Source organism: Microbacterium sp. lyk4-40-TSB-66, from assembly GCF_030209475.1.
Lineage (GTDB): Bacteria > Actinomycetota > Actinomycetes > Actinomycetales > Microbacteriaceae > Microbacterium.
Genome location: NZ_JARVRW010000002.1, coordinates 241826 through 265935 on the forward strand (window position 1 = coordinate 241826; position 24110 = coordinate 265935).

Sequence of the window (24110 nt, forward strand, 5' to 3'; positions counted from 1 at the left end):
CAGCGTACGCCCGCCCCGCGCGGGCTCCGGGCCGCTCGGCGGGGCGCCGCGTCAGGACTGCAGCGCGAGGGCCGCGGCCCCCAGCAGCGGCCCGTCGCCGTCGAGGCCGGAACCGACCACGCGGCATCGACGCGCGTACGCGTGCAACGACGCCGCCTGGGCAGCGGCCCGCACCTGATCGATGTAGTCGGGCGCCACGTGCGAGAAGCCGCCGGCGATGGCGACGGCCTCGAGGTCGCACAGGGTCGCCGCCGCGGCGATGGCCTGGCCGACCGCGGTGGCCGAGCGCGACACGGCGGCGACGGCGACGGGGTCGCCGGCCGCGTGCGAGGCCGCGAGATCGAGGCCCGTCTCGCCCTCCCAGCCCTGCGTGCGGGCCCACGCGACGGTGCCGGGGCCGGCCGCGACGGCCTCGAGAGTGGATGCCACGACCTCGTCGTCCTCGATGGTGCGCACGAAGATCTGGCCCAGGTGACCGGCGTTGCCGCTCGCGCCCGTGACGGGCCGGCCGCCCATGACGAACCCGCCGCCCACTCCCGTGGACACCACGATCGCCATGGCGTCGTCGCAGCCGACGAGGGCCCCGCGCCAGTGCTCGGCGAGCGCGATGCACGTGCCGTCGAGGGCGAGGTGGATCGGACCGTCGACGAGGCCCTCGAGCACGTCGTCGATCGCGAGGCCCGCGGCCAGGGGGAGGTTCAGCGGCGACACCGAGCGCGAGGGCAGGTCGACCGGACCGGCGCTGCCGACGCCGATCGCACCGACGCGGGCGTCGGGGGCTGCGGCGAGGGCCGCGATCGCGGCCTCGCGCACGTGACGCGCCACCTCGTCGCGGTCGGCGTGGCGTCCGGTCGTCCGCCGCGAGACGCTCTCGCGGACGACCTCGCCGTCGAGGGACACGAGGGCCGCGTCGACCTTGGTCCCGCCGATGTCGACGGCGAGCACGTGGGTGGACGCGGGAAGGGACGGGGTGGCATCGGACATGCGCGGGGCTCCTCGGGTGGACCAACGCTCCCCGATCCTAGGGGCCGGTGCATCCGCCGAGTGACCCCTGAAGGTCCCGCGGAATCGAGCCCCGCTACCCGTGGCGCGGGTTACGATCAGGTCACGGCGGCGAGGATGCGCCTCTACCCGCGACACACCTCTGCCCCGCGAGACAAGGGATGCCATGGACGAGACGGTCACGCCCGAGGCGGCATCGCGGTTGCGCCGCGGAGACTCCGCCCCCGCCCGAGCGGTGCTCGACGCCCCGCTGGACGCGGACGATTTCGCACGCCTGACCGGGAAGATCCTCGCCTCGGTCGGCCGGGTCATCGACGGCAAGCCGCACGCCGTGCGCAGCGCCCTCATCGCCCTCCTGGCCGAGGGACACCTGCTCATCGAAGACGTGCCGGGGGTCGGCAAGACGATGCTCGCCCGGGCGCTGGCGGCCACGATCGACGCCGACGTCCGCCGCATCCAATTCACCCCCGATCTGCTGCCGGGCGACATCACCGGCGTGTCGGTGTTCAATCCGGTGCAGCGGCACTTCGAGTTCACGCCCGGCGCGGTGTTCGCGCACATCGTCATCGCCGACGAGATCAACCGCTCCTCCCCCAAGACGCAGTCCTCGCTGCTCGAGGCGATGGAGGAGCGTCAGGTGACCGTCGACGGTCGCACGCACGTGCTGCCCTCGCCCTTCCTCGTCGTGGCGACCCAGAACCCGTACGAGATGGAGGGCACCTACGCCCTCCCCGAGGCGCAGCGCGACCGGTTCCTCATGCGCATCTCGATGGGGTATCCGGATGCCGCGGCGGAAGCGCTCATGCTCCGCCAGCGCGACGCGGTCAACCCGCTCGACGGCCTGACCCCGGTCGCCTCGGCGCGCGAGGTCACCGCGATGATCGCCTGGGCGCGCGGCGTGCACGTCGCCCCCGCGCTCGAGGAGTACGTCGTGGCCCTCGCGCAGGCCACGCGCAGCCACCCCGACATCCGCCTCGGCGCGAGCCCGCGCGCGACCCTGCAGCTGGTGCGCGCCGCGAAGGTGCGCGCGGCCCTCGACGCCCGCTCGTACGTGATCCCCGATGACATCACCGAGCTGCTGTCGCCGGTGTTCGCGCACCGCCTGATCCCGAACCGGTCCGCCGCGGGCGGGCGGGCCGGGGCCGCCGTCGTGGTCGATGCGCTCGAGCGCATCGCCGCGAGCGTGCGGGTGCCCCTCGCGTCGCGCCCGTGAGGTCGGCGGTGCGACGGCGGTGGCCCTTCACCCTGCGCGGGACGGGGGCGCTGCTGCTCACGGCCGCGGCGTTCGTGATCGCCGAAAGGGCCGGCATCCCCGAACTGCTGTACTTCGCGACCCTGCTGGCGGCGCTCCTGGTGGCCGCGGCGATCGCGCTCCTGCTGACGCGGGGGGCGGGCACCGTCACCCGCGTCGTCTCCCCCGACGTGCCCGAGGTGGGCGGCACCGCGTCGGTGACCGTGCGGGCGGGCCTGCGCAGCGCCCTGCCCAGCGGCCCCGGCCGGTGGTCCGATTCCCTCCCCCCGGGCGTCACGGGTCGAGCCGAGGGCACCTCTCCGGCCACCGGGTCGGCGCTGTCGGGAACCGGAGCCGCCGTGCAGGTGCACTACGACATGGTCGGCGTGACGCGTGGCATCCATGCTCTGGGGCCCCTCGAGGTGACGACCACCGATCCGTTCGGGCTGCTGCGGCGACGTCTCGCACTGGGGCGCACGACGCCCGTGACCGTCGCACCGGCGATCGTCGACCTCGCCCCGCTCCCCCGCGCCTCGGGTGAGGCCGGCGGCAGTCGCCAGACGACCACGCTGCAGCTGGGGCAGGGGTCCGACAACCTCGTCGCGCGCCCGTACGCCCCGGGCGACTCGATGCGTCGCATCCACTGGCGCGCGACCGCCCACCGCGACACGCTCATGGTGCGTCAGGAGGAGCAGGAGTCGAGCCCGGCGGCCACCGTGGTGCTCGACCGCGCGCTCTCGCGGTGGACCCCGAACGCTGCCGGCGCCCCGGGTGCCGATGAGGCGTTCGAGACAGCGGTGACCGCCTGCGTCTCCGTGATCGCGCGCCTCGTGCACGAGGGGTACACCGTCGACGTCGTCGACAGCGACGGCAGTCTGCTGATCGACCCGGTCGAGGGCGGCGACGACGGGGAGGCGCGGGCCGCCGCGGCCGGTTTCGCCACCCTGCGTGCACGCGCCGATGATCCCGCGCGCCGCGTGGTGCCGGCATCCGCCGCCGCCCTGTCCGGGCCCGTCGTGGTGATCACGGGCGCGCTGGAGCCCGACGACCGCACCGCACTGGGGGCCGTGGCCCACCACTCGGCGCTGCCGGTGCTGCTCGTGGTGGCCGAGCGGGCCGAGATCCAGGGCCTGCGGGCCGGTGGATGGAGGGCCGCCGTCCTGTGGCCCGGGGGCGACGTCGCCGCCGCGTGGGACGACGCGATGGAACAGGGGCACGCCCGTGTCGACCGCTGATGTGACGGTGCTGCGCACGCCACGGCGCCGGCGCGATGCGACGCTGCTGACCGTCGGGCTGTTCGCCGCGATCGCGAGCGCCATGCTGCCGGTGTCCTCGGTCATCGCCCCGGGGCCGTGGGTCGTGGGGGCCGTCTTCGTCACCGCCGCCGTGCTGGGCGCGGGGCTCATCGTGCGCGTCGGGCGACTGCCGGCGGTCCTCGCCAGCGTCGTCGAGGTCGCGGTGGCCATCGTGCTGCTGACAGCCATCTTCGGCCGACCGACCGCCCTGCTCGGGGTCATCCCGACACCGGCGACCTTCGCGTCGGTCCCCGATCTGCTCGCCGCGGCATCCGAGGAGATCCGCACGGGTGTCGCTCCCGTCGACGCGCAGACGGGCCTGTCGTTCCTGCTGGTCGCCGCCATCGCCGGCCTCGCGGTAGTGCTCGATCACGTCGTCCTGACCGCGAGGATGCCGCTGCTCGCCGGCGTCGGTCTCGTCGCTGTGTCGTTGATCCCCACGATCGCCATCCCCTCCGACATCGACATCGTGGGGTTCGTGCTGTTGGCGGCGGCGCTGATGTTCCTCCTGCGCGTCGACACGCGCGCCCGCACGGCGACCTCGTCGTCGCGCGACGAGGCGCCGCCTGTGCGGGGCGTCTCGGCCACCGCTCTGGGTGTCGCCGCGGTCGCCGTGATCGTCGCGGTGGTCGCCACCCCGCTGCTCCCCCAACCGGACCTGCGCTTCGCGACAGGTGGCACCGGCGGCATCGGCACGACCATCAACCCCAACCTCGAGCTCGGCAACGACCTGCGCCAACCGCGCGAGGTCGAGGTGCTCTCGGTGCGCACCACGGCACCCACGGCCCCGTACCTGCGCGCGGTGACCCTCTCGCGTTTCGACGGCGCCGTGTGGCAGCCCGACAGCTCCGACACCGTGCCCGTCCCCGCCGAGGGCGCCGTCTTCGATCCGGTCACCGTCGCCGAGGGCGTCACCGTCGCGGACTACGACACCACGGTGACCGTCGACCAGCTCGACAGCCCGTGGCTGCCGGTGCCTTACCCCGCGTCCACCGTGACCGGGCTCACCGGCGACTGGCTCGGGATGCCGCAGAACCGCACGGTCGTCACCCGCGCGGGGTCCACCCGCGAGCAGGTCTATCAGGTGCAGGCCGACGTGCCGCGGCCGACGCTCGAGCAGATCCGCTCGAGCGCGGTGGGGGGACCCAACCTCGACCCGTCTTTGACGTCGTTGCCCGACGACGTGCCCGCCGTCATCGGCGACACCGCACGCGAGGTGACCGCGGGCGCTCAGTCGCCCTACGACCAACTGCTGGCGCTGCAGACGTGGTTCCGCAGCAGCGAGTTCCGCTACTCGCTCGACGCCCCCGTGGAGTCGGGCTTCGACGGCGCGGGAGTGGATGCCGTCGCCGACTTCCTCGAGGTGCGCGCGGGCTACTGCGTGCACTACGCCTCCGCCTTCGCGGTGATGGCGCGCTCGCTCGGCATCCCCGCGCGCATCGTCATCGGCTACCTGCCGGGAACCGCGTCGAGCACCGCGCAGCAGGGCGGCACCGAGTACACGGTGAGCTCCAGCCAGTTGCACGCGTGGCCCGAGGTGTCGTTCGAGGGCATCGGATGGGTGCCCTTCGAGCCCACCAACAGTCTCGGCGTGCCGACGAACTTCGCGTCGGGATCGGGTTCGGGCGGGTCGGCGGCGACCGACGCCCCGGATCAGAATGCCGCCTCCCCCGACGCGCAGCCCTCGACGGCGCCGTCGCAGGCCGGCCGCCCCGACCTGGGCGAGCAGAACGGCCCCGGCGTCTCCGCCGGACAGCGGTCGTCGACGACGTGGGTCGCGCCCGCTCTGATCGCCCTCGCCCTGGCGCTGCTGGTCTTCGTGCCCTCGGTCGTGCGGGTGGTGCGCCGACGGCGCCGGCTCGCGGCCGCGGGCGCGGGCGACCCGGTCGCGGCCTGGCGCGCTCTGCAGGAGGAGGCGGTGGACCTCGGCATCCCGGCCTCCGGAGCCGAGTCGCCCCGCGCGTTCGCTGCGCGTCTGATGGGCGATCACGGTGTCGACGCCGATGACGTCGGTCTGCTGCGGGCCGCGGTGGAACGCGTCAGCTACGCCGAGGACGCCGTGGACCCCGCGAGCGGGCCCGCGCTGGTGTCCGCGGTCGAGAGGATCCGCGCACGCCTGCGGTCGGGTGCCTCACCCGCGCGTCGCCTCCTGGCGAGCCTGTTCCCGCGCTCGCTGGTCGTGCGCTCGGGCGCGGTCGACGCGGAGCGCGAGACCGTCGCCGGCTGACGGCGTCCTCCGAAGCACGTCGCCGATGTCAGCCGGAAAGACGATGAGCCCCACCCCTAAGGGGTGAGGCTCATCCGGTGGCGGAAGTGACAGGATTTGAACCTGCGAGGCGAGTTACCCCGCCTACATGGATTCCAGCCATGCTCCTTAGGCCGCTCGGACACACTTCCAACAGGAAAGCTTACACGGCGACGGACCGCTCCCCCGCCGCGGCCGGGCGGTGGCGTCAGACGGAATCGGTCGGCGCGAGCCCGGCCACGATGCTCCGGACGTCTTCGGGATCGAAGGCGTCGGTGGAGGCGGCGAGCTCGGCCGGCGAGAACCAACGCACGTCGACGATGTCGTCGCGCTCGGTCTCGGTCCACGCGTCGCGGGCGATCTCGAAGCGTGCGGTGCGCAGCACGAAGTACGAGGCGGTTCGACGCTCGTACTCCTCGGCCGGCGGCAGGTCGATCTCGCGGTAGGCGACCGGAGCGCCGAGCGCCGGCGCGCGCAGGCCCGTCTCCTCGAAGAGCTCGCGGATCGCGGCGGTCTCGGCATCCTCCCCCGGGTCGATCCCGCCGCCGACCGTCAGCCATCGCGCGGGCCGCACGCGCCGCCCCCAGTGCTGCTTCATGAGCAGCAGGGCTCCGTCGTCGTCGAAGACGAGGATGCGGGCCGTTCTGCGGGTCTTCGGCTCGCCCGCCGTCGTGTCATCGCTCACCTCAGAAGTCTCCCAGAGCGCGCGGGGGAACGGTCCCGGAAGCTACCCCGATGCCACGGTCGCGGCTCGACGGGAGGAGGATCTGCGAAAGGAGGACCGATCGAGTCCGCGGCATCCTCCGCTCACCGGATCTCCTCCCGGCCGGGGACGCGACCCGGCCCGGCGGAGTCAGTCACGACGCCCCGCGCGGCCGCGGCCCGGCGGGGTCAGTCCAGGCGCTCCTCGAGACCCGCGCGAACGGCCGGCCACTCGCCGCGGAGGATCGAGAAGTACAGCGTGTCGCCGACACTGCCGTCGGATGCGATCCGGTGGTGACGCAACCGCCCCTCGGGCGTGGCACCGAGACGCTCGATGGCCCGGGCGCTGCGCGCGTTGCGCGCGTCGCACCGCAGCGCCACGCGGTTCAGACCCCACGCGTCGAAGGCCTGTCCGAAAAGCAGCAGCTTCGTCGCGGGGTTCGTCCGCCCGCCCTGAAAGGCACGGCCGTACCACGTCGTCCCGACCTCGACCCGCCCCTGCGCCGGCGCATAGTCGTAGAAGGTCGTCGATCCGCGGATGCCGCCGGTCTCGGCATCCCGGACGGTGAACGCGAACATCCCCGGCGTCTCGCGCTGCTGCGCGACACGGTCGGCGTAGGCCTGCGTCGAGTCGGGCCAGGGCGTCGTCATCCCGCCCCAGAGCGCGGCGTCGGTGAGCGCCCACGCCTCGGCGGCGTCGTCGGGATGCGCGGGGGTGAGACGGATGCCGTGGCCCTCGAGCTCGAGGTCGTGGGCGGTCACCGTGCCTCCAGCTGCGCGACGAACTCGTCGGCGGCGGCGAGCTTGCGTCGCAGGTCGTCACGCCGCGTGCGGGCCTCGTCGCGGATGTCGCCCAGGCGCGCGGAGAGCGCCGCGTCGGCGGGGTCGGCGTCGAGCCCGTCGACGACGGCGAGCAGCTCCCCCATCTGCTCGAGCGAGTACCCCAGCGGCTTCATGCGGCGGATGAGCAGGAGCCGCGACTCGTCGTCGGCGGTGTAGAGGCGGAAGCCGCCGTCGCTGCGCGCCGAGGGCCGCAGCAGGCCGATCTCGTCGTAGTGGCGGAGGGTGCGGATCGACAGCCCGGTGCGCTCGGCGAGTTCGCCGATCTGCATCGGTCGGTGGGCTTTCATGGCATCCCCGTTCCGCAACCCTCTCGTTACGGTAGAGTTCGTAGCGGTCGCGATCGCGACCCCTCTATTCTTCCCCGTACCGACGCGGGTTCCCTCCTCTCTCTCGGAGCACCTCCATGACCGATGTCCTCGCGCGCCCGCGCCCCGAACCGACCGTGCTGCAGGCCCTGCGTTCGCCACGACTGCTCACACGCGAGGTGCTCGCCGGCCTCGTCGTGGCCATCGCACTCATCCCCGAGGCCATCGCGTTCTCGATCATCGCCGGCGTCGACCCGCGCCTCGGATTGTTCTCGTCGTTCGTGATGGCCGTCGCCATCGCGTTCCTCGGCGGGCGCCCCGCGATGATCTCCGCCGCCACCGGCGCGATCGCCCTCGTGATCGCCCCGGTCGCCCGCGAGCACGGCGTCGACTACCTTCTCGCGACGGTGATCCTCGGCGGCATCCTGCAGGTGGCCCTCGGACTCCTCGGTGTCGCCAAGCTCATGCGCTACATCCCTCGCAGCGTCATGGTCGGCTTCGTCAACGCGCTGGCGATCCTCATCTTCACCGCCCAGGTGCCGCAGCTCATCGGTGTGCCGTGGGCCGTGTACCCGATCGCCGCGGCGGGACTGCTGATCATGTACCTGCTCCCCCGCCTCACCCGGGTCGTCCCCGCGCCATTGGTGGCGATCGTGCTCCTCACCGGCGCCGTCGTCGTCTTCGGCATCTCCGTACCGACGGTCGGCGATCAGGGAGCGCTGCCCGAAAGTCTTCCGAACCTGTTGATCCCGAACGTGCCCTTCACCCTCGACACCCTCGGCATCATCTTCCCGTTCGCGGTCGCGATGGCGATCGTGGGGCTGCTCGAGTCGCTGATGACCGCGGCACTCGTCGACGACATCACCGACACCCCCTCGTCGAAGACGCGGGAATCGCTCGGCCAGGGCGCGGCCAACGTGCTGTCGGGCCTCTTCGGAGGGATGGGCGGCTGCGCGATGATCGGCCAGACGATGATCAACGTCAAGGCGTCGGGCGCCCGCACCCGCATCTCGACCTTCCTCGCCGGCGTCTTCCTGCTCGTGCTCGTGCTGGCGTTCGGCGACGTCGTGGCCGTCATCCCGATGGCGGTGCTCGTGGCCGTGATGATCGTCGTGTCCGTCGCGACCTTCGACTGGCACAGCATCCGCCCGTCGACCTTGCGCCGGATGCCGTTGAGCGAGACGGTCGTGATGGTGCTGACGGTGGCGGTCACGGTCTGGACGCACAACCTCGCCATCGGGGTGGGCGTGGGCGTGATCGCCGCGGCCGTGCTGTTCGCCCGGCGCGTGGCGAGCCTCACGAGCGTCACCCGCTCCGTCGAGGGCGACACCGCCCGCTACGTCGTGGAGGGCGAGCTCTTCTTCGCCTCGAGCAACGACCTGACCACGAAGTTCGCCTATCACCGCGACCCGGCGCGGGTCGTCATCGACCTGTCGCGCTCGCACGTGTGGGACGCCTCGACGGTGGCGGCGCTGGATGCCGTGCAGACGAAGTACGCGCACCTGGGCACGGCCGTGGAGCTCGAGGGCATGAACGCCGCCGCCCGCCGCTTCCACGGGCGCCTCACCGGAGGGCTCGGCGCGGGCCACTGACCGCGACGCGTCGCGCGCGACCCTGCGTGAGCCCGCCGACCGACGCCGGACAGGTCGGCGGCGGGAGGAGATACCGGGACGGGAGGACGCCGGCACCCGGCAGCGTCCTCCGCTCGCCGGATCCCCTCCGCTCCGCGTCCGCCGCGCCGCGGCCGGCGACGGGAGGAGATACCGGGACGGGAGGATGCCGTTGCCCGCCAGCGTCCTCCGCTCACCGGATCCCCTCCGCTCCGCGTCGCCGCGCCCGCGCGGGCGGGTGCCGCGGCGGTGTCAGGAGCGCAGCGTGGTGGAGGGCGTCTCGCCGAACTCGCCGCGGTACATCGCGGCGAAGCGTCCGAGGTTCGAGAAGCCCCAGCGCGCGGCGATGGCGGCGACCGTCTCGACCGACGGGTCGGCGCTGCGCAACTCCGCGCGCGCGGCATCGAGGCGCACCCGACGCAGGTACTGCATCGGCGTGCGTCCGGTCGCCGCGCGGAAGGCGTACTGCAGACCCCGCGGGGACAACCGCGCCGCCTGGGCGATGTCGGCCAGCACGACGGGCTCGGCGGCGTGCGCTTCGACGTAGGCCTTCGCGCGGCGGACCGGGGCGGGCAGCGGGCGCGCCGGACGGCCCGCGGCGAGCGCATCGGTGAAGGTGGTGGGGAAGGCCAGCAGCGACGCCTCGAGCATGAGCGTGCGGGCCTGCTGCTCGATGATCGGGGTGCGCTCGGGCGAGCGCAGCAGCACGTCGCGGGTGTACTCCCAGGTGCGCGTCCAGTAGCGCAGGCGCTGCTCGTTGACCGGCGCGTAGCCGGTGGCCCGGACGCGCAGCGTGTCGTCGCCGGAGAGTCGACGCGCGGCCTCGTCGAACTCCGACCGGGCGAAGGACACGGCGGTGCCGGCGATACGACCGGTGAACGCGAACTCGATCGGGCGGTCGACCACCATGAACGGCACCGCGGTGTCGATGCGTTCGCGTCGGTACGTGCCCGTCACGCGGGGACCCGCGATACGGCCGACCACGACCTGATCGAGCGGGTCGGACTCGACCATCATCGTGGACCCCATGGTGTAGTCGCAGAACCCGAAACCGGGTTCGGACGCGGCATGCCAGGCGAGCGCCGGCTGAATGGCCTCGGCGCGCGCGATCCGCGCACCCGGGACGATCGTCTGCCAGAGGTGCTCGACGGTCTCCGCGTCACGGGTTTCGATGTTGGTGTGCTCCACGAGTGCTTCCTAAATCGTCCGAGAATGTGCGGCAAGACCATTGCGCCGTCCGACCCGAGGACATATGGGAACGCTCTCACGTGGTCGGCGAAACGGCCAGCGATCGACATCGATGCCCCCGCACCCGCACTCCACCGTAACCTTTGAAATGGCTGTGGTGCGCATTTCGCATGTTCGGCCGCAACGCGCGCCGTTTCATCCGCCAGACGCACTGTCCGTTCGCGATATTTGCGTGCGCGGGTCGGAGGAGGAGGCTTTCGCAGGCAGCGGAGCTGCCGGGCACCGCACCGTCGTCGTTCCCCGGCGTGGGTGGTCGCACGTCGTCTCGGCGCGGAGCTCGTGACCCCGCGCCGAGACGCTCGACGCCCGCCATAATGAGGGGGGTCGCCTTTCGGCGCCCATTCTCGAAGGGATGCCGGATGCCGTTTCGCACCATGACGACGCTGCAGTCCTGGGTCGATGATTTTCGCGCCCTCGGGTACGACGACGCCGACATTCTTCGCGTCATTCCGCAGGACGTCGGGGAGAGCGAGGACGCGGGATTGATCGCGGCCCGCCTTCGCAGCGTGTCGACGACGTTCTACGTCGCACCGGGCGCCGCCGAAGGGTCGACCGAGTGGGCGGTGACCTTCGAGCCGCGCGAAGACGCGGCCCCCCTTCCCGCCGGTCGCGTCATGGCCCTGTCGGGCGAGCTGGCGACACTCGCGGCGCTGTGCTCCTTCTTGCAGGCGCGGTCCGAGGCCTTCGTCGCCGCCCGCGACGCCTGAGTCCGCGCGGCTGCTGCCGGCGACAAGCGAGCGGCCAGGGGGCACGACGGCAGGATGAAGGCAGCCGGTCGGGGGCCCCGTCGACGTGCAGTCTGCGATGGATGTCCGGCGGTTCAGCCCGCGACCGCGGCGACGATGCGCTCGAGCAGCTGCGCCGCGCGTCGAGCCTCGGCCGGATCGACCGCGGCGATCGCGGACTCGATTTCTGCGTCGAACGCCCGCAACGACGACCACGGCGGCGCATCGAGGTCGACGGTCGCCGTGATGTGGTTGACGCGGCGGTCGTCGTCGTCGAGGTCGCGACGTACGGCGCCTCGCTGCACGAGGCGGTCGATGAGGGTCGTCACCCCCGCCGAGGTGATGCCGAGGTGATCGCGGACGTGCGAGGGTCGAGCTCCCGGATTCTCCGCGACGAACAGCAGAGCGCGCGCGTCGAGTTCGTTCACGCCCAACGCGCGACGCGCCGCGGCCGCGGCCGTTCGTCGCGCTTCGCCGTAGGCCAGCAGGGATCGACCGAGCGCCGACCCGGTCAGGGGCGACGAGGAGGTCTCGGATGAGGTCTGCACGACCCACGATCGTACCCAGTTCCCCGATGTTCGCGTGCGTCCTCGCCTTCCGCGCGTCGCGGGGAGCGATGGGCCCCCTGCGCAGCTCGTCGCCGATGTCAAGCGGGCCGCGGGCGGAGATGGGCGGGGATATGACTGTGTCCAACAGCACCCCGCGACGAGACGGGGGCTCGACCCGTCGGGAGACGGGCGGACATCCCGTCGGGAGACGGGAGCGAGGAGAACACCATGATCTACGGACAGCACGGCGGACAGCAGGCACGCTCAGGGTGGAGCACCGCCATGTCGGCCGCCATGGGCAGCGGCATCGTCCCGCGTTCGACGGAAGAGCCCCGGGGGCGCACCGCGGCGCGCTGGCCCTGGTCGCGCATGCGCGACGCGGGCACGGCGTCGGAGGCAGCGCCCCGCGCCTGAAGACCGCAGCCCCATCCCCCCGGCGCGTCGGCTCCCACCCCCCGTGGAGTCGGCGCGTCGGCTCGTTGCGAGGGGATCGAGCGCGCACCGCCGGGATCCCCGACGTCTCACCCGCGGTGTGAGCGCCTATCCGCGCAGGGCATCGACGATGCGCGAGCGCGCGATCGCCCCCACCCGGGTCGGAAGAAGCGGGTAATCGTGTACGGCACCCGCGCGCTCGAGGAAGGTGACCTCGACCGCTGCCGCCCGCGCCTTCTCGACCAGCAGATGGGCGTCGGGGTTCAGGATGTCGCGTGTGCCCGACGCGATCAGCAGGGGACCGAGGTCGTGCAATTCGCCGAAGAGCGGGCTCACGACGGGGTCGGTGAGGGGGAGGTCGCCCGCCCACTTCTCCGCGAGCACGCGGCACCCGTCGACACCCAGCCAGGGGTCGGTCGGCAGGACATCCGGGATGCGCGGGTTCGAGATCGTGAGGTCGAGGGCCGGAGCGATGAGGACCGTGCGGATCCCCGAGACGCCGGCGTCTCGCAGGGCGAGTGCGGCCGAGAGGGCGATCTGGCCCCCGGCGGAGTCCCCGGCGAGATGCACGGGCTTTCCCGACCGCCGCAGGTCCGTATGCAGGCGACGCACGAGCGCGTTCGCCTCCCGTGCGTCGCCGTACGGGAGCAGACGCCAGATGGGCACGGTCACGGTGACACCGGCCTCGGCCGCGATCTGGAAGATCAGGGCCCAGTGCTGTGAGCGGATGGTGTTGATCCACCCGCCGCCGTGGGTGTAGACGACGTGACCCGAAGAGCCGCCCGACGTGGGCGACACGGTGTACACCGGCGTCGCTCCGTCGCGGTAGACGGTGACCGACACGTCGGGTGGGATCCGCGCGGGCGGGCCGTAGGCGGCGGGTCGGAGCGCTCGCTCGCGGATGGCCTCGTGAGCACCCTCGACGGTGCGGAACGGCCGGTTCGCATGGGTGAGTCGCAGGAAGGCGGGGATGATCGTCTCGGGAAGGTACATCGCCGTCTCCTTCGTCGGGGGTGACAGGTCGGCCCCGGGGAACGCGGGGGACGTGAGCGTGCGCTGATTGTGTCAGACGTCGGCCCGGATCACCCGCCACGTGGTCCGGGCGCCGTGCGGCGCGGTCGATCGGCCGCGGCGGACGGGCGGCCGGCGACCGTCTGCTCGGGCGGTCGGCGGGAGGACGGCGTCCGGATCCGCGTGCGCGGGCGTTCATTCGATGGTCGCTCGTGCGTAACCCACGACCCGGGTCGGACCCTTCAGCATGGGACGACCGCGACCGCGGTGCTGGCATCCCGACCCGGAGGCGACCCGATGACCCGACCCGTCCGTGTGCTGTCGCTGTACGAGGGCTTCTTCGCCGGAGGGGCGCGCATCCTGCACTCCGACGTCGTGGCGGGCCTGACCCGCGACGGGTCGCAGCAGCACCGCGTGCTCTCGCTGACCTCGGCCGCGCGCCGCGACGCGTCTCTCCAGCTCGCTCGTGACGACGGCCGCTTCCGACGCCTGCGCACCGCGGGCGTGGGGATCGACACGTTCGATCGCGTCGCCGGGGACCGCCCCCTCGCACCCGAGGACTTCACCGACGCCGAACTGGCCCACGCGGCGTCGCTCTTCGCCGAGGCCGACGTGGTGCTCTCGCTGAAGGAGCAGCCGCTCAGTCTCGTCGTCGCGCTGCGGCGTGCGGGCCTGCTGCCCGACCGTCCGATCGCGGCGTGCCTGCACCGCTCCGACCCGACCCACTCCGGCCCGGCCCTCGGGTGGCTGGCCGATTCGGCCGCCTCCGGCGCCGTGACGGCCACGATCGCGTGCGCCGAGTCCACCTCGATCGCGTACTCGCGCGCCGGAGTCGCCGCCGCGACCTCATGGGTCATCGACAACGGCATCGACACCCGGCGTTTCCGTCCCGGGACGCGCGCCGAACGCGCCCGCATCCGCGCCGGGCTCGGCATCCCGGAATCGGCGCCCGTGATCGTCCTGGCCGCGCGGTTCGACGCGATGAAGGATCCGGGGCTGTTCCTGCGGGCCGTCGCGCAGCACGCGCGGCGCACCCCCGAGGCGCACTACGTCGTGTGCGGGGCGGGCATGACGTCCGACAACCCCGCCTTCCTCGCGCTGCGGGCCGAGAGCGGTGTCGGACCGGACGTGCCCGTCCACGCCCTGGGTCTGCGCGACGACGTGCCCGAGCTGTTCCGCGCCGCCGACATCGTCGCCCTCACCAGTGCATACGGTGAGGCCTCGCCCCTGTGCCTCGTCGAAGGCGCGGCATCCGGAGCCGTTCCGGTGACCACCGACGTCGGCGACGCCGCGCGCGTGGTCGCCGGCTTCGGCGTGGTCACCGCGCGTGACGAGGGAGCGATCGTCGCGGCATGGGACGACGTGCTGGAGCGACGGTCGACGCTGCGCGCGGCAGCGCTCGCCGCGCGCGGGCGTCTCGACCGGCGCCGCATGATCGACGACTACCGCGGGGCGATCACGGGCCTGCTCCAGCCCGCCGCCCTGGCCGCCTGAGTCCCCGTCCGGCCCCCGGGTCGGCCACACCCACAGCGCGGGACGGCATCACGGGGTCGGCGCGCCGGCGCGGCGGATGCCGCGCGCCGCCACCGCGGTGCAGAGCGCGCAGACGGCGGCCGTCGCGCCGAGCAGCACCCACATCGGCGCGAACGCGCTGAGGGCGGCGAGCGCGGCCGGCAGGAGGAATCCGAGGTAGGTCAGCGAGTAGTACGCCGCCGTGATGCCCGCGAGATCCTGAGGTGACGCCAAGGACTGGGTGGTGGACAGGCCGAAGACCATCGCGAGCCCGTAGCCCGCGCCGAAGACGGGCGCGGCGACGAGCACGATCCACACCTGCTGCGAGGAGGCGACGACGAGCAGCAGGAGAGCGCCCGTGGCGATGAGCGGCCCTCCGACGAGGCCCATCCTCCCGCGCAGGAGGGTCGCGAGGTGACCGGAGAAGAACTGCGTCACCCAGCCGACGCCGAGGGTGATGACCGTCACGACGGTGGCGAAGCCGACGGTGAACCCCGGGATGCGATCGCTCACGAGGCTCGGGCCGACCGCGAACGACAGCGCCGGCGCCGCGAACACCCAGGGCGCGAGAGGGAGAACGACCTGGAAGAACGTCGATCGTGCCGTGCGCGGCACCCGGAGGTTGCCGAGGAGCCGCGTCACGCCGCGGTCGGGCGGGCGTGTCTCCGACGCGCGCAGCACCACCAGGAACGCGACCACGCAGGCGGCGATCTGCACGAGGTACGGCAGCACCGCGGGCAAGGGCGCCCATTGGGCGAGGGCTCCCCCGATGCCGGCCCCGCCCCCGAAGCCGATGGTGAGCATGCCCGCCGCGCGGCGGGCGCCCGCGGTCGAGCGTCCCTCCGCGATCGACAGCTCCTTGATCCACGAGGTGCCGACGACCATGCCGGCCGCGACACTGAGTCCGCAGATGAAGCGACCGACGCAGAGTCCGGCGAAGCTCGAGCTGGAGCAGGCGAGGACGATGCTCCCGAGGATGCCGAGCACCAGACCCGCCAGCAGCACCGGGCGCCGACCGTACCGGTCGGACCAGGCGCCCGACAGCGCGAATCCGGGCACGATCCCGAAGACGTAGGCACCGAGCAGGATGTCGACCTGCACCTGGGAGAACCCCTGCACGAGCCGGTAGTACTGCATGAGCGGCAGGAAGTGGTTGCCGCCCCAGCCCAGGACGATCAGGGCCGGGGCGACGAGGAGCCACGACCGGGTGGGACGGACGTCGGTCACGGGGCCTCTCTCGCGTGTGTGCGGCGTATGCCGCGGGGCGTCGCCCTGCGCCGGCGCGGTCGGGCGCGATCGACGCACCCGCGCCCGCCCGGCGGTCGCCGGGCGGTCAGTCCTGGGTGTCGGGCTGGTGGACCTTGCGGAACGCGTCCTTGCGCGCGATCTTGCCGCCGCGGAACTCGTAGATGTCGCAGCCGCGCGTGGTGAGGATCGTCCCGTCGGGGCCGGGTCCGGTGAACGACCAGGTGGCCGCTCCCCGGCGTCCCGCGATGATCGGGTGCTCCTCTTCGTGCCGTTCCTGTCCGGTGTCGAAGGCCAGCATGAGCGCGAATCCCTCGCGCACCTGCTCTCTCCCCGTCCAGGTGCGCCCCGGCTCGGGCCCGACCGAAGCACTGTAGACGCAGTCGTCGGTGACGTGACTCATCAATGCGTCGAGATCGCGGCGGGTCCAGGCGTCGCTGAACGCCGCCAGGATGTCGGGGGTCATGTCGCTGAAGCCGTCGTCGCGGGTGGAGTCGCTCATGAGTGAACTATGGCACCGGCGGGGCCGGATGTCGGCGTGAAATCCGTCGCGGAACGCGAGCGGCGACGCCCGCTTGCGGACATGTCCGTACTCGGACGCGCCCGGGGTCCTACGTTCGTACCGGGAGCACACCCGGACCGGCCCTCCCCGCCCCCAGAACGGGTCGGTTCGGGCGCCTCCGTGATGATCGAACCCGGAGGGACGAATGGATGACGACGTCCTGCTCGAGATCCTCCTGAGGGAGCGTCCGACGAGCGTCGCCGCCGCGGCATCCGCGGTGCGTCTCGACGTCGCGCAGGCGGCCGCCAAGATCCGGGGGTTCCGGGAGCGCGGACTCGTCGGCGGCGACGGCGACACCCTGACCTACCCCGCTCCGGCCGGATGGGCGACCGAGGCCGTGGCGGCGCACACCCGGCAGCTGCGCGCCGCCACCGAGGAGGCGCTGACGAGCATCGAGACGATCCTCGACGCCCTGCCCACCGCGCTGCGCGCCTGGGCGGTCGGCGAGGCGGCGACCGACGAGGTCTACATGGTGGTGCGCTACGGCCCGTACGCGTCGGAGGATCTGCGGTGGGAGCTCTCCGGGCGACCGTCGGGCGACCTCGTCGCGGTCTTCACGAGCATCGATCACCTGGTGGACGCACCGGCCGAACGCGCGGCGCGCTTCAGCGAATCGCTCAGTGAGGGCGACGCGGTGCGCGTCATCGTCCCCACCTCCGCGGCCACCGATCCCCTCCGGCGCGAGCGGATGACCCTCTACGGCCGCGTCGGGCTGCAGTACCGGTCGCTGAGCGACGTGCCGGGGTGGTTCTGGGTGCACGGCGACTTCGTCGCGCTCCCGCACACGTGGGGCGAGGCCACTCCGACGGGCGTGCTCGGCGTGCGGCATGCGGGACTGGCGAACCTGATGCGCGCGTTCTTCGACGAGCTCTGGCGACGGGCCACACCCGTGGGGGCGAAACAGGAACCCTGGACCTCGATCCTGCAGCTCATGCGCGAGGGGCACACCCTCGACGGGGCCTCCTACCACCTCGGCATCAACGCCCGGACGGGTCGCCGCCGGGTGGCCGCCGCGATGGATCACTACGAGACCAGGACCCTGTTCGAACTCGCCTCCGCGTGGGCGGCCGCGGGCGCGGACGGCACCGCCGCGGCGGGAAGCGGTCACGGCACCGCCTCGCCCCCGCCGCTCCCCGGCCCCGCCGCACCATAGACGCCGTTCACATGGTGCGCCATCCCCGCGCCGGGTGCCCGGCACCGTGCCTAAGGTGAGACATGACCGCGCGCATCCTCTCGATCGGCACGGCCCTCCCCGATACGCGCGTCGAGCAGTCCGGCCTGCGCGACCTGTTCGCGGCCCAACCCGGATTCGACCGCATGAGCCGACGACTCGTGGGAGCGGCGTTCGACGCCGCCGCGATCGACACCCGCCATGTGGTGCTGCCGCAGCTGGCCGGACGCGACGGCGACGGCCTCGGCGTGCGCGAGGGCGACACGCTGCTCATGCCGTCCACCGGTGCCCGCAATGACGAGTACCGCCGCACCGCACCGGCCCTGTTCGCGGAGGCCTCTCGCGTCGCGATCGCCGGATCGGGCTACGACGAGGCTGCCGTGACGCACGTCGTGACGGTCTCGTGCACCGGCATGTTCGCTCCCGGCCCCGACTATCACCTCGTGCGCGATCTCGGTCTCTCGCCGACGGTCGAGCGCTATCACCTGGGCTTCATCGGGTGCGCCGCGGCCATCCCCGCGCTGCGGCTGGCGGCGCGCATCGTCGGCGCCGACCCGTCGGCGGTCGTGCTCGTCGCCTGTGCGGAGCTGTGCTCGCTGCACTGGCAGACCTCGTCGCACCCCGACCAGATCGTCGCCGCCTCCGTGTTCGCCGACGGCGCGGGCGCCGCGGTCGTGGCATCCGGAGACTCTTCGCACGACGGTCTCGACCTCGACGATTTCGCCACCCACGTCACCGACGAGGGCGAGAAGGACATGGCCTGGACCGTGGGCGATTCGGGATTCCAGATGACCCTGACCCCCGAGGTGCCGCGCATCATCGGACGCGAGATCTCGGCCATCGCCGCCGATGTGGTCGGCGACCTCGCCGACGTCGACGCGTGGGCCGTGCACCCGGGAGGGCGGAGCATCCTCGATCGGGTCGAGAACGCCCTCGGCCTGGATGCCACGGCCCTCGCCGCCTCGCGCGACGTGCTGCGCCGCCACGGCAACATGTCGAGCGCGACACTGATGTTCATCCTCCGCGACCTGCTCGCCGACGCCGACCGCGTCGAGGGCGACCGGGTCGCTGCCCTGGCCTTCGGCCCGGGTCTCACTGTCGAGGCGGCGAAGATCACCGTGCGCCGCCCGGGGGCGTGAACCGCGCCGTGCGCCCGCGCGGACTCGCTCGGCGCGACACGGAGCTCACCGAGCTCATGGACGACCCCGACTGCGATCCGCGGGCCCTGGCCGCCACCTACCGCCGGTTCGGCGTGGTCAACCGTCTCGTGTCGGCGTGGGGGCGGGTCTACCGCACGCGCCTGGCTCCCGAGCTCCGCGCGCTCGGTCGCCCCGCGCGTGTGCTCGACCTCGGCTCCGGCGGCGGCGATGTCGTCGTCCGCCTGGCCGCCCTGGCCGCACGCGACGGTCTCGATGTCGAGTGGGTGGGCGCCGACCCCGACCCCCGGGCGCACGACGCCGCCCGCGCGCGACGGCGATCGGGGGTGCGGTTCGTCGCGGCGGGCTCGCGCGAGCTGCTCGCGGCGGGCGAGAGCTTCGACCTCGTCGTGAGCAACCACGTGCTGCACCATCTCGATGCCGAGGGCCTCCGCTCGTTCGCCGACGACTCGCTCGCCCTCTCCCGCGGCACGGTGCTGCACGCCGACATCGCACGCGGGCGACGGGCGTACGCCCTGTACGCCGTGGGCATCACCCCTCTCTCGCCCGGTACCTTCCTGCGCGTCGACGGGCTGCGCTCCATTCGGCGGAGCTACCGCGCGCCCGAGCTCTCCGCCGCGCTCGGCTCCCCGTGGAGCGTGGAGTCGCCCGCCCCGTTCCGCGTGCTCGCGGTCGCGCGAGGACGAGCGGACGACGCCGCGGCCGGCGCCGTGCCCGCCGGGAGGGCGGCGACAGCCGGAACGGATGCCGATGCCTGAGGTGCTCGTCGTCGGCGCGGGGCCCGTGGGCCTCGCCCTCGCCGCCGACCTGGATGCGCGGGGCGTCGACGTCGAGGTTGTAGAGCGACGCGTCGACGTCGGCGGGGGGACGCGGGCCATCGGCATCCACTCCCCCGCCCTGACGCTGCTCGAGGCGTGCGGCGCGACCGACGGCATCCGGGCCGAGGCCGTGAGGATCGACCGTGGTCAAGCGCGGGCCGACGGACGGGTGCTCGCCGAGATCCGGTTCGAGAGTCTGCGCGCCCGGCATCCCTATGTCGCCGCGCTCCCCCAGCACGACACGATGCGCGTGCTCACCGCCCTGGCCCCGACGGTCCGGAACGGAACCGCGGTCCACGCGCTGCGGCACGACGGCGCCGGCGTGCGGGCCGAGGTGTCGGGGCCGGACGGCCGGCGCGAGATCCGGGCCGCGGTCGTCGTGGTGGCGTCCGGGTGGGCGGGACGCGAGCTCGTGTACCGCCACGGTGCCGTCCGCACGCACCACTACCCCGACCGCTACGTCATGGCCGACGTCGTGGCATCCGGGGGTCCGGTCGCCCGCGTGCATCTCGAACGCGGCGGTGTGGTGGAGTCGTTCCCGCTGCCCGGCGGGCGCCGGAGGCTCGTCGCGTGGGCCGGATCGGACGAGGTGGGCGATGCCGACGCCTTCCTGCGCGAGGCGGTCGCCGCCCGTACCGGGATCGAGATCGACGTCGCCGGCGCCTCGACCTTCGGTGTGCGCCGTGCCGTCGCCCCGGCCCTGCGGCGCGGGCGCATCGTCGTCGTGGGCGATGCCGGGCACGAGGTGAGTCCGATAGGTGGGCAGGGGATGAACCTCGGTCTGCTCGACGCGCTGACCCTGTCACCGCTGCTCGCGCCGTGGGTGCGCCGAGGCGACGACGCCGGTCTCGCTCGCTGGGAACGCGACCGCCTCTCATCCGCCCGGCACGCGGCACGGCTGGCGTTCCTCAACACCCTGCTCGGGCGCGCGGCGGGCCCGACGGCGCACGCCGTGCGGACGGGTGCGCTGCGGACACTGCTGCGAGGACCCGGCGGTGCGGCCTTCACCCGCGCCTACGCGATGCGGTTCGATCGGGCGGCGCGGGGCACCTGACCGCGCGGACGGCGAGACGGACGGCGCGGGTCAGTCGAGGTGGAAGATCTCGGGCAGATCGTGCCACCACTCGCCCTCGCGCCGGTCCGGCACGGGGCTCTGCAGCGGCTCCTGAACCGACCACCAACGCTGGGTCTCGGGGTCCGCGGCCATCGCGGCCATATCGGCCTCGTAGTCGTCTCCGACGTACTCGTAGTACGAGAACAACAGCTCCCCGTAGCGGTAGATCGAGTAGTTGCGGATGTTGCTGCGCGTGATCTGCTCGAGCACCCCCGGCCACACCGCGGCGTGATAGCGCTCGTACTCCTCGCGATTCTCGGGTGAGACGCCGATGACGGACGCGAACCTTCTCATTCGCCCTCCTGCGGGTCGGGCGCGGTCACGGGGACGCCCTCGTGATCCTCGGAGGCGTAGGCGGCCTCCACGACGGCCATGGTGTGCAGCACGTCTTCGACCGATGTCGGCAGGGTGGGCACGGTCCCGTCGACGAAGCGCTGCACGGCGCCCATCGACCCGATGAACGCGTCGGGGAACCACGATCCCTCGAAGGGAACCGGCTGCCATCCCGCCGCCTTGTCGTCGAGCAGCACCATCTCGAGCCGGTCGGGCCCGCCGTCGGGGTAGTCCAGCAGCAGACCCATCTGCGCGCGGATGGCACCCCGCGTGCCCTCCCACTGCACGAAGCTCTCTTCGTGGCCGGGTCCGAAGGCGTGGTCGTGATTGGTGCTGACCGTGACGCGCAGGGGCCGATCGCGGTAGCGGAGCAGGATCGTCGAGCGCGTGGTGGCGACGTCCGTCTTCTCCGGATGCCGCACCGTCACGGCGCTGACCGCGTCGGGGTCGCCGAAGAACGAGCGCACCAGGTCGAGGTAGTGCACGCTGTGCATCGTGATCTCGAGACGATCGAGACCGAAGACGTGCGGGAACAGGTGCCACGGGGTGTCGACCGCGACACGCACCTGCATGTCGTAGACCTCGCCGATCGCGCCCTCGGCGATCAGGCGCCGGGCCTCGGCGATGTACGGGGCGAAACGCAGTTGCGTGTTGACGGCGGCGACGAGGCCCTTGCGTCGGCAGACCTCGCGCAGCGCGACGCCCTCGCTCAGGGAGTGACCGAGCGGCTTCTGGATGAGCACCGGCGCTCCGTCGGGCAGCGCCTCGAGCGCGTCGAGGTACTGCTCGGGCATCAGCGCGATGTCGTACACCGCGTCGACGGGTGCGCTCGCGACGGCCTCGGCCACCGTGGCGAAGACGTGGTCGATGCCGTACTCGTCGGCGAGCGCCTGGGCGCGCGAGACCGTCCGGTTCACGAGCCCCCACACGGGCAGTCCCGCCTTGCGGTACGCCGGCAGGTGGGCGTCCTTGACGATGCCGCCGGTGCCGATGATCACGATGGGTCGCGGATGCTCCACCGGGCGGACGGTGTACGCCGCGGCGGGGTGAGACTCGGGCCGGTCCTCCATGCGCTAGCCCTTGACCGCGCCGACGGTCTGTCCGCGCACCAGGAAGCGCTGCGCGCCGATGAACACGACCAGCAACGGGATCATCGAGATGACGGTGGCCAGGGCGAGCTGGGGCATGTACAGCTTCACGTCGAGACCGGCGGCGACCGTCGCGTTGAACAGCGGGCTGGCGCCGATGAGCTCCTGGATGCCGATCGAGATCGTCTTGTTCTGCTGATTCGAGGTCAGCAGGGCGAGGGGCAGGAAGAAGTTCGTCCAGTTCGCCACGAAGGAGAAGAACGCCACGAGGGCGATCGCCTGCTTCGAGATGGGCAGGCCGATCTTGAAGAAGATCGCCAGCTCACCGAGACCGTCGATGCGGGCGGCCTCCACGAGCTCGGGCGGCATCGTCGTCATGAAGTGGATGTAACTGAGGTACACCCCGAACGGGAAGAAGCCCATGATGACCGCGACGGGCCACAGCTGACCCACCGCCCCGATCGCGTTGACCTCGAGGAACAGCGGGATGACCAGCACCGTGTTGGGCATGACCATCGCCAACAGCGTCGCGAACAGCCAGGCCTTGCGCCAGCGGAAGCGCAGCCGGGCGAGGGCGTAGCCCGCGGGCAGCGCCGCGGCCAGGGCCAGGATGCCGCCGGCCACCGCGAGGATGAGGGAGTTCAGGATCCACTTCTGGAAGAGCCCGCCACCCGACGGTCCGAAACCGGTGATCTGCGACCAGCTGTAGACCGCGTGGTCCCACGACAGCCCGCCGAGGCCGAGGAAGCCGTCGGTGCCGGCGGCGACGTTGTCCTGGTCGCGGAAGGCCATGGCGATGAAGCCGACGATGGGGATGACGAACATCGCGGCCACCACGAGCATCACGGTCACACGTGAGACGCGTCCGACGCTCCACCGTGTCGACGTGGACTTGTTGCCGGACGGGGTGCGGGTCGCGACGCTCACTTGGACTTCTCCTCTTCGCCGAACAGGCCGCTCTTGAACACGATGAACATGCCGATCGCGAGCGTGATCACCAGGAGGATGATCGACATCGCCGCCGCGGCGGGGAAGTTGCGGTTGGTGAAGGCGAAGGCGTATCCGAGTTGGGTGGGTGCCCACTCGGCATCCACGGATCCCGAGGAGATCTGCCGGAGCAGATATGGCTCGAGGAAGAGCTGGAAGCCGTACGCGAGGTTCATCAGCGCGGCGTACCCGATCCACGGCCGGATGAGGGGCAGCTTGATGTTCCAGGCCAGCTGCCAGGCGTTCGCGCCGTCGATCTTCGCGGCCTCGAAGACCTCTTCGGCGATGCCGTTCAAACCGCCGTTGACGATGACGATCCACGTGCCGACGCCCTGGAAGAACAGCATCGCGGTCAGGATCAACGGCAGGTTCTCGGTGGTCGTGACCTCTTTGAGGTTGGTGACGCCCAAGCCTTGCCAGAGGAAGGCGATCGGCGAGATCGAGGGATTGAGCAAGTACACCCAGAGCACGAAGTTGGCGATGCCGGCGAGGGCCCCGGGGAGGAAGTAGACGAAGCGCATCGCGCCGCCGAAGCGACCGGGGCTGGCGTGCACGAGGAGGGCGAGACCGACGATGCCGACGATCATCAACGGCAACCACACGATCATGACGGTGAAGATGTTGATGAAGGTGTCGAAGAAGCGGTAGTCGGAGACCGCGGTGATGTAGGCGTCGAGACCACCGAAACCGGATGCAGGATTGACCATCGTCGGTGCCCGCTGGAGCGAGATCCAGAAGGCGTACCCGATCGGGATGGCCGCGGCGACGAGGAAGAGGATCGCGTAGGGCGCCATGAGGATCCAGGCCCCGCGGGCCTCGACACGATGGGGCGCACGTCGACGCCCCGAGACGCGGCGGGGCGCGGCCCCGCGTCGCTCGGCCGTGGTGAGCGTTTCTGTGGCGGTGACGGTCATGACTTCTTCCTG

General features: G+C 72.3%; 24 protein-coding genes and 1 tRNA gene. 11 read left to right on the forward strand and 14 right to left on the reverse strand.

Annotated features, from left to right (window positions below):
- Positions 1–51: 51 nt before the first annotated feature.
- Positions 52–984, reverse strand: coding sequence for an ROK family protein (locus QRO03_RS03225; RefSeq protein WP_285136078.1), 933 nt, complete (start codon positions 982–984; stop codon positions 52–54).
- Positions 985–1168: 184 nt separating this feature from the next.
- On the opposite strand from QRO03_RS03225, the gene QRO03_RS03230 reads away from it, so the two are divergent.
- The 3 genes from QRO03_RS03230 to QRO03_RS03240 are packed head-to-tail and all read left to right on the forward strand — an operon-like array spanning position 1169 to position 5755.
- On the forward strand, positions 1169–2215 hold the full coding sequence (locus QRO03_RS03230; protein ID WP_285136079.1) for an AAA family ATPase: 1047 nt from the start codon (positions 1169–1171) through the stop codon (positions 2213–2215).
- Entirely contained in the window at positions 2212–3468 is a 1257-nt protein-coding gene (locus QRO03_RS03235) for a DUF58 domain-containing protein (RefSeq protein ID WP_285136080.1), read from the forward strand. Before QRO03_RS03230 ends, QRO03_RS03235 begins: the two co-directional genes overlap by 4 nt.
- Positions 3455–5755 (forward strand): transglutaminase TgpA family protein, encoded by a 2301-nt coding sequence (locus QRO03_RS03240; RefSeq protein ID WP_285136081.1) that lies wholly within the window; start codon positions 3455–3457, stop codon positions 5753–5755. The genes QRO03_RS03235 and QRO03_RS03240 overlap by 14 nt, the downstream gene beginning before the upstream one ends.
- A gap of 78 nt (positions 5756–5833) precedes the next feature.
- Here QRO03_RS03240 and QRO03_RS03245 read toward each other — a convergent pair.
- The 4 genes from QRO03_RS03245 to QRO03_RS03260 form a co-directional block, all read right to left on the reverse strand.
- Positions 5834–5925 (reverse strand) — tRNA-Ser (locus QRO03_RS03245).
- 56 nt (positions 5926–5981) lie between these two features.
- The gene (locus QRO03_RS03250; protein WP_285136082.1) at positions 5982–6458 is read right to left on the reverse strand and encodes an NUDIX hydrolase; all 477 of its coding nucleotides are present in this window, start codon (positions 6456–6458) and stop codon (positions 5982–5984) included.
- 206 nt (positions 6459–6664) lie between these two features.
- Positions 6665–7237 carry a GNAT family N-acetyltransferase gene (locus tag QRO03_RS03255; RefSeq protein WP_285136083.1) on the reverse strand — a complete coding sequence of 191 codons (573 nt, stop codon included), beginning with the start codon at positions 7235–7237 and terminating at the stop codon, positions 6665–6667.
- Entirely contained in the window at positions 7234–7605 is a 372-nt protein-coding gene (locus QRO03_RS03260; protein WP_285136084.1) for a MerR family transcriptional regulator, read from the reverse strand. Before QRO03_RS03260 ends, QRO03_RS03255 begins: the two co-directional genes overlap by 4 nt.
- 116 nt (positions 7606–7721) lie before the next feature.
- Here QRO03_RS03260 and QRO03_RS03265 point away from each other — a divergent pair, with 116 nt between their 5' ends.
- Positions 7722–9215, forward strand: coding sequence for a SulP family inorganic anion transporter (locus tag QRO03_RS03265; protein WP_285136085.1), 1494 nt, complete (start codon positions 7722–7724; stop codon positions 9213–9215).
- A gap of 270 nt (positions 9216–9485) precedes the next feature.
- Here QRO03_RS03265 and QRO03_RS03270 read toward each other — a convergent pair whose 3' ends face one another.
- The gene (locus QRO03_RS03270; RefSeq protein WP_285136086.1) at positions 9486–10421 is read right to left on the reverse strand and encodes an AraC family transcriptional regulator; all 936 of its coding nucleotides are present in this window, start codon (positions 10419–10421) and stop codon (positions 9486–9488) included.
- 419 nt (positions 10422–10840) lie between these two features.
- On the opposite strand from QRO03_RS03270, the gene QRO03_RS03275 reads away from it, so the two are divergent.
- On the forward strand, positions 10841–11188 hold the full coding sequence (locus QRO03_RS03275) for a hypothetical protein (RefSeq protein ID WP_285136087.1): 348 nt from the start codon (positions 10841–10843) through the stop codon (positions 11186–11188).
- A 113-nt stretch (positions 11189–11301) separates the two neighbouring features.
- On the opposite strand, the gene QRO03_RS03280 is transcribed toward QRO03_RS03275, so the two are convergent.
- On the reverse strand, positions 11302–11754 hold the full coding sequence (locus QRO03_RS03280) for a MarR family transcriptional regulator (RefSeq protein WP_285136088.1): 453 nt from the start codon (positions 11752–11754) through the stop codon (positions 11302–11304).
- Between the two features lie 228 nt (positions 11755–11982).
- Here QRO03_RS03280 and QRO03_RS03285 point away from each other — a divergent pair, with 228 nt between their 5' ends.
- Entirely contained in the window at positions 11983–12168 is a 186-nt protein-coding gene (locus QRO03_RS03285) for a hypothetical protein (RefSeq protein WP_285136089.1), read from the forward strand.
- A 126-nt stretch (positions 12169–12294) separates the two neighbouring features.
- On the opposite strand, the gene QRO03_RS03290 is transcribed toward QRO03_RS03285, so the two are convergent.
- On the reverse strand, positions 12295–13179 hold the full coding sequence (locus tag QRO03_RS03290) for an alpha/beta hydrolase fold domain-containing protein (RefSeq protein WP_285136090.1): 885 nt from the start codon (positions 13177–13179) through the stop codon (positions 12295–12297).
- A 315-nt stretch (positions 13180–13494) separates the two neighbouring features.
- Between QRO03_RS03290 and QRO03_RS03295 the strand changes: the two genes are divergently transcribed.
- The gene (locus QRO03_RS03295) at positions 13495–14691 is read left to right on the forward strand and encodes a glycosyltransferase (RefSeq protein ID WP_285136091.1); all 1197 of its coding nucleotides are present in this window, start codon (positions 13495–13497) and stop codon (positions 14689–14691) included.
- Between the two features lie 48 nt (positions 14692–14739).
- Here QRO03_RS03295 and QRO03_RS03300 read toward each other — a convergent pair whose 3' ends face one another.
- Entirely contained in the window at positions 14740–15936 is a 1197-nt protein-coding gene (locus QRO03_RS03300; RefSeq protein ID WP_285136092.1) for an MFS transporter, read from the reverse strand.
- Between the two features lie 106 nt (positions 15937–16042).
- Positions 16043–16456, reverse strand: a complete 414-nt coding sequence (locus tag QRO03_RS03305; protein WP_285136093.1) for a nuclear transport factor 2 family protein — start codon at positions 16454–16456, stop codon at positions 16043–16045.
- A gap of 205 nt (positions 16457–16661) precedes the next feature.
- Here QRO03_RS03305 and QRO03_RS03310 point away from each other — a divergent pair, with 205 nt between their 5' ends.
- From QRO03_RS03310 to QRO03_RS03325, 4 genes are all read left to right on the forward strand, one after another.
- Positions 16662–17669: a hypothetical protein gene (locus QRO03_RS03310; RefSeq protein WP_285136094.1), complete on the forward strand. Its 1008-nt coding sequence runs from the start codon at positions 16662–16664 to the stop codon at positions 17667–17669.
- A gap of 62 nt (positions 17670–17731) precedes the next feature.
- Positions 17732–18826, forward strand: a complete 1095-nt coding sequence (locus tag QRO03_RS03315; protein ID WP_285136095.1) for a type III polyketide synthase — start codon at positions 17732–17734, stop codon at positions 18824–18826.
- Positions 18823–19602, forward strand: coding sequence for a methyltransferase domain-containing protein (locus QRO03_RS03320; RefSeq protein ID WP_285136096.1), 780 nt, complete (start codon positions 18823–18825; stop codon positions 19600–19602). The genes QRO03_RS03315 and QRO03_RS03320 overlap by 4 nt, the downstream gene beginning before the upstream one ends.
- Positions 19595–20716 (forward strand): FAD-dependent oxidoreductase, encoded by a 1122-nt coding sequence (locus tag QRO03_RS03325; RefSeq protein ID WP_285136097.1) that lies wholly within the window; start codon positions 19595–19597, stop codon positions 20714–20716. Before QRO03_RS03320 ends, QRO03_RS03325 begins: the two co-directional genes overlap by 8 nt.
- 30 nt (positions 20717–20746) lie before the next feature.
- Here QRO03_RS03325 and QRO03_RS03330 read toward each other — a convergent pair whose 3' ends face one another.
- Genes QRO03_RS03330 through QRO03_RS03345 form a run of 4 tightly spaced genes read right to left on the reverse strand, consistent with a single transcriptional unit; the run spans position 20747 to position 24098 of the window.
- Positions 20747–21070: an L-rhamnose mutarotase gene (locus QRO03_RS03330; protein WP_285136098.1), complete on the reverse strand. Its 324-nt coding sequence runs from the start codon at positions 21068–21070 to the stop codon at positions 20747–20749.
- Entirely contained in the window at positions 21067–22179 is a 1113-nt protein-coding gene (locus QRO03_RS03335) for a Gfo/Idh/MocA family protein (protein ID WP_285136099.1), read from the reverse strand. The genes QRO03_RS03330 and QRO03_RS03335 overlap by 4 nt, the downstream gene beginning before the upstream one ends.
- A 3-nt stretch (positions 22180–22182) precedes the next feature.
- Positions 22183–23124 carry a carbohydrate ABC transporter permease gene (locus QRO03_RS03340; protein ID WP_285136100.1) on the reverse strand — a complete coding sequence of 314 codons (942 nt, stop codon included), beginning with the start codon at positions 23122–23124 and terminating at the stop codon, positions 22183–22185.
- Positions 23121–24098 carry a carbohydrate ABC transporter permease gene (locus QRO03_RS03345; protein WP_285136101.1) on the reverse strand — a complete coding sequence of 326 codons (978 nt, stop codon included), beginning with the start codon at positions 24096–24098 and terminating at the stop codon, positions 23121–23123. The genes QRO03_RS03340 and QRO03_RS03345 overlap by 4 nt, the downstream gene beginning before the upstream one ends.
- Between the last annotated feature and the right edge of the window lie 12 nt (positions 24099–24110).

Excerpts from the sequence above, each read along its gene's own strand:
- QRO03_RS03290 (WP_285136090.1), bottom strand. The coding sequence starts at position 13,179 with ATGTACCTTCCCGAGACGATCATCCCCGCCTTCCTGCGACTCACCCAT.
- QRO03_RS03335 (WP_285136099.1), bottom strand. The coding sequence starts at position 22,179 with ATGGAGGACCGGCCCGAGTCTCACCCCGCCGCGGCGTACACCGTCCGC.
- QRO03_RS03230 (WP_285136079.1), top strand. The coding sequence starts at position 1,169 with ATGGACGAGACGGTCACGCCCGAGGCGGCATCGCGGTTGCGCCGCGGA.
- QRO03_RS03265 (WP_285136085.1), top strand. The coding sequence starts at position 7,722 with ATGACCGATGTCCTCGCGCGCCCGCGCCCCGAACCGACCGTGCTGCAG.
- QRO03_RS03275 (WP_285136087.1), top strand. The coding sequence starts at position 10,841 with ATGCCGTTTCGCACCATGACGACGCTGCAGTCCTGGGTCGATGATTTT.
- QRO03_RS03310 (WP_285136094.1), top strand. The coding sequence starts at position 16,662 with ATGGATGACGACGTCCTGCTCGAGATCCTCCTGAGGGAGCGTCCGACG.
- QRO03_RS03295 (WP_285136091.1), top strand. The coding sequence starts at position 13,495 with ATGACCCGACCCGTCCGTGTGCTGTCGCTGTACGAGGGCTTCTTCGCC.
- QRO03_RS03345 (WP_285136101.1), bottom strand. The coding sequence starts at position 24,098 with ATGACCGTCACCGCCACAGAAACGCTCACCACGGCCGAGCGACGCGGG.
- QRO03_RS03285 (WP_285136089.1), top strand. The coding sequence starts at position 11,983 with ATGATCTACGGACAGCACGGCGGACAGCAGGCACGCTCAGGGTGGAGC.
- QRO03_RS03225 (WP_285136078.1), bottom strand. The coding sequence starts at position 984 with ATGTCCGATGCCACCCCGTCCCTTCCCGCGTCCACCCACGTGCTCGCC.
- QRO03_RS03315 (WP_285136095.1), top strand. The coding sequence starts at position 17,732 with ATGACCGCGCGCATCCTCTCGATCGGCACGGCCCTCCCCGATACGCGC.
- QRO03_RS03260 (WP_285136084.1), bottom strand. The coding sequence starts at position 7,605 with ATGAAAGCCCACCGACCGATGCAGATCGGCGAACTCGCCGAGCGCACC.
- QRO03_RS03325 (WP_285136097.1), top strand. The coding sequence starts at position 19,595 with ATGCCTGAGGTGCTCGTCGTCGGCGCGGGGCCCGTGGGCCTCGCCCTC.
- QRO03_RS03330 (WP_285136098.1), bottom strand. The coding sequence starts at position 21,070 with ATGAGAAGGTTCGCGTCCGTCATCGGCGTCTCACCCGAGAATCGCGAG.
- QRO03_RS03305 (WP_285136093.1), bottom strand. The coding sequence starts at position 16,456 with ATGAGCGACTCCACCCGCGACGACGGCTTCAGCGACATGACCCCCGAC.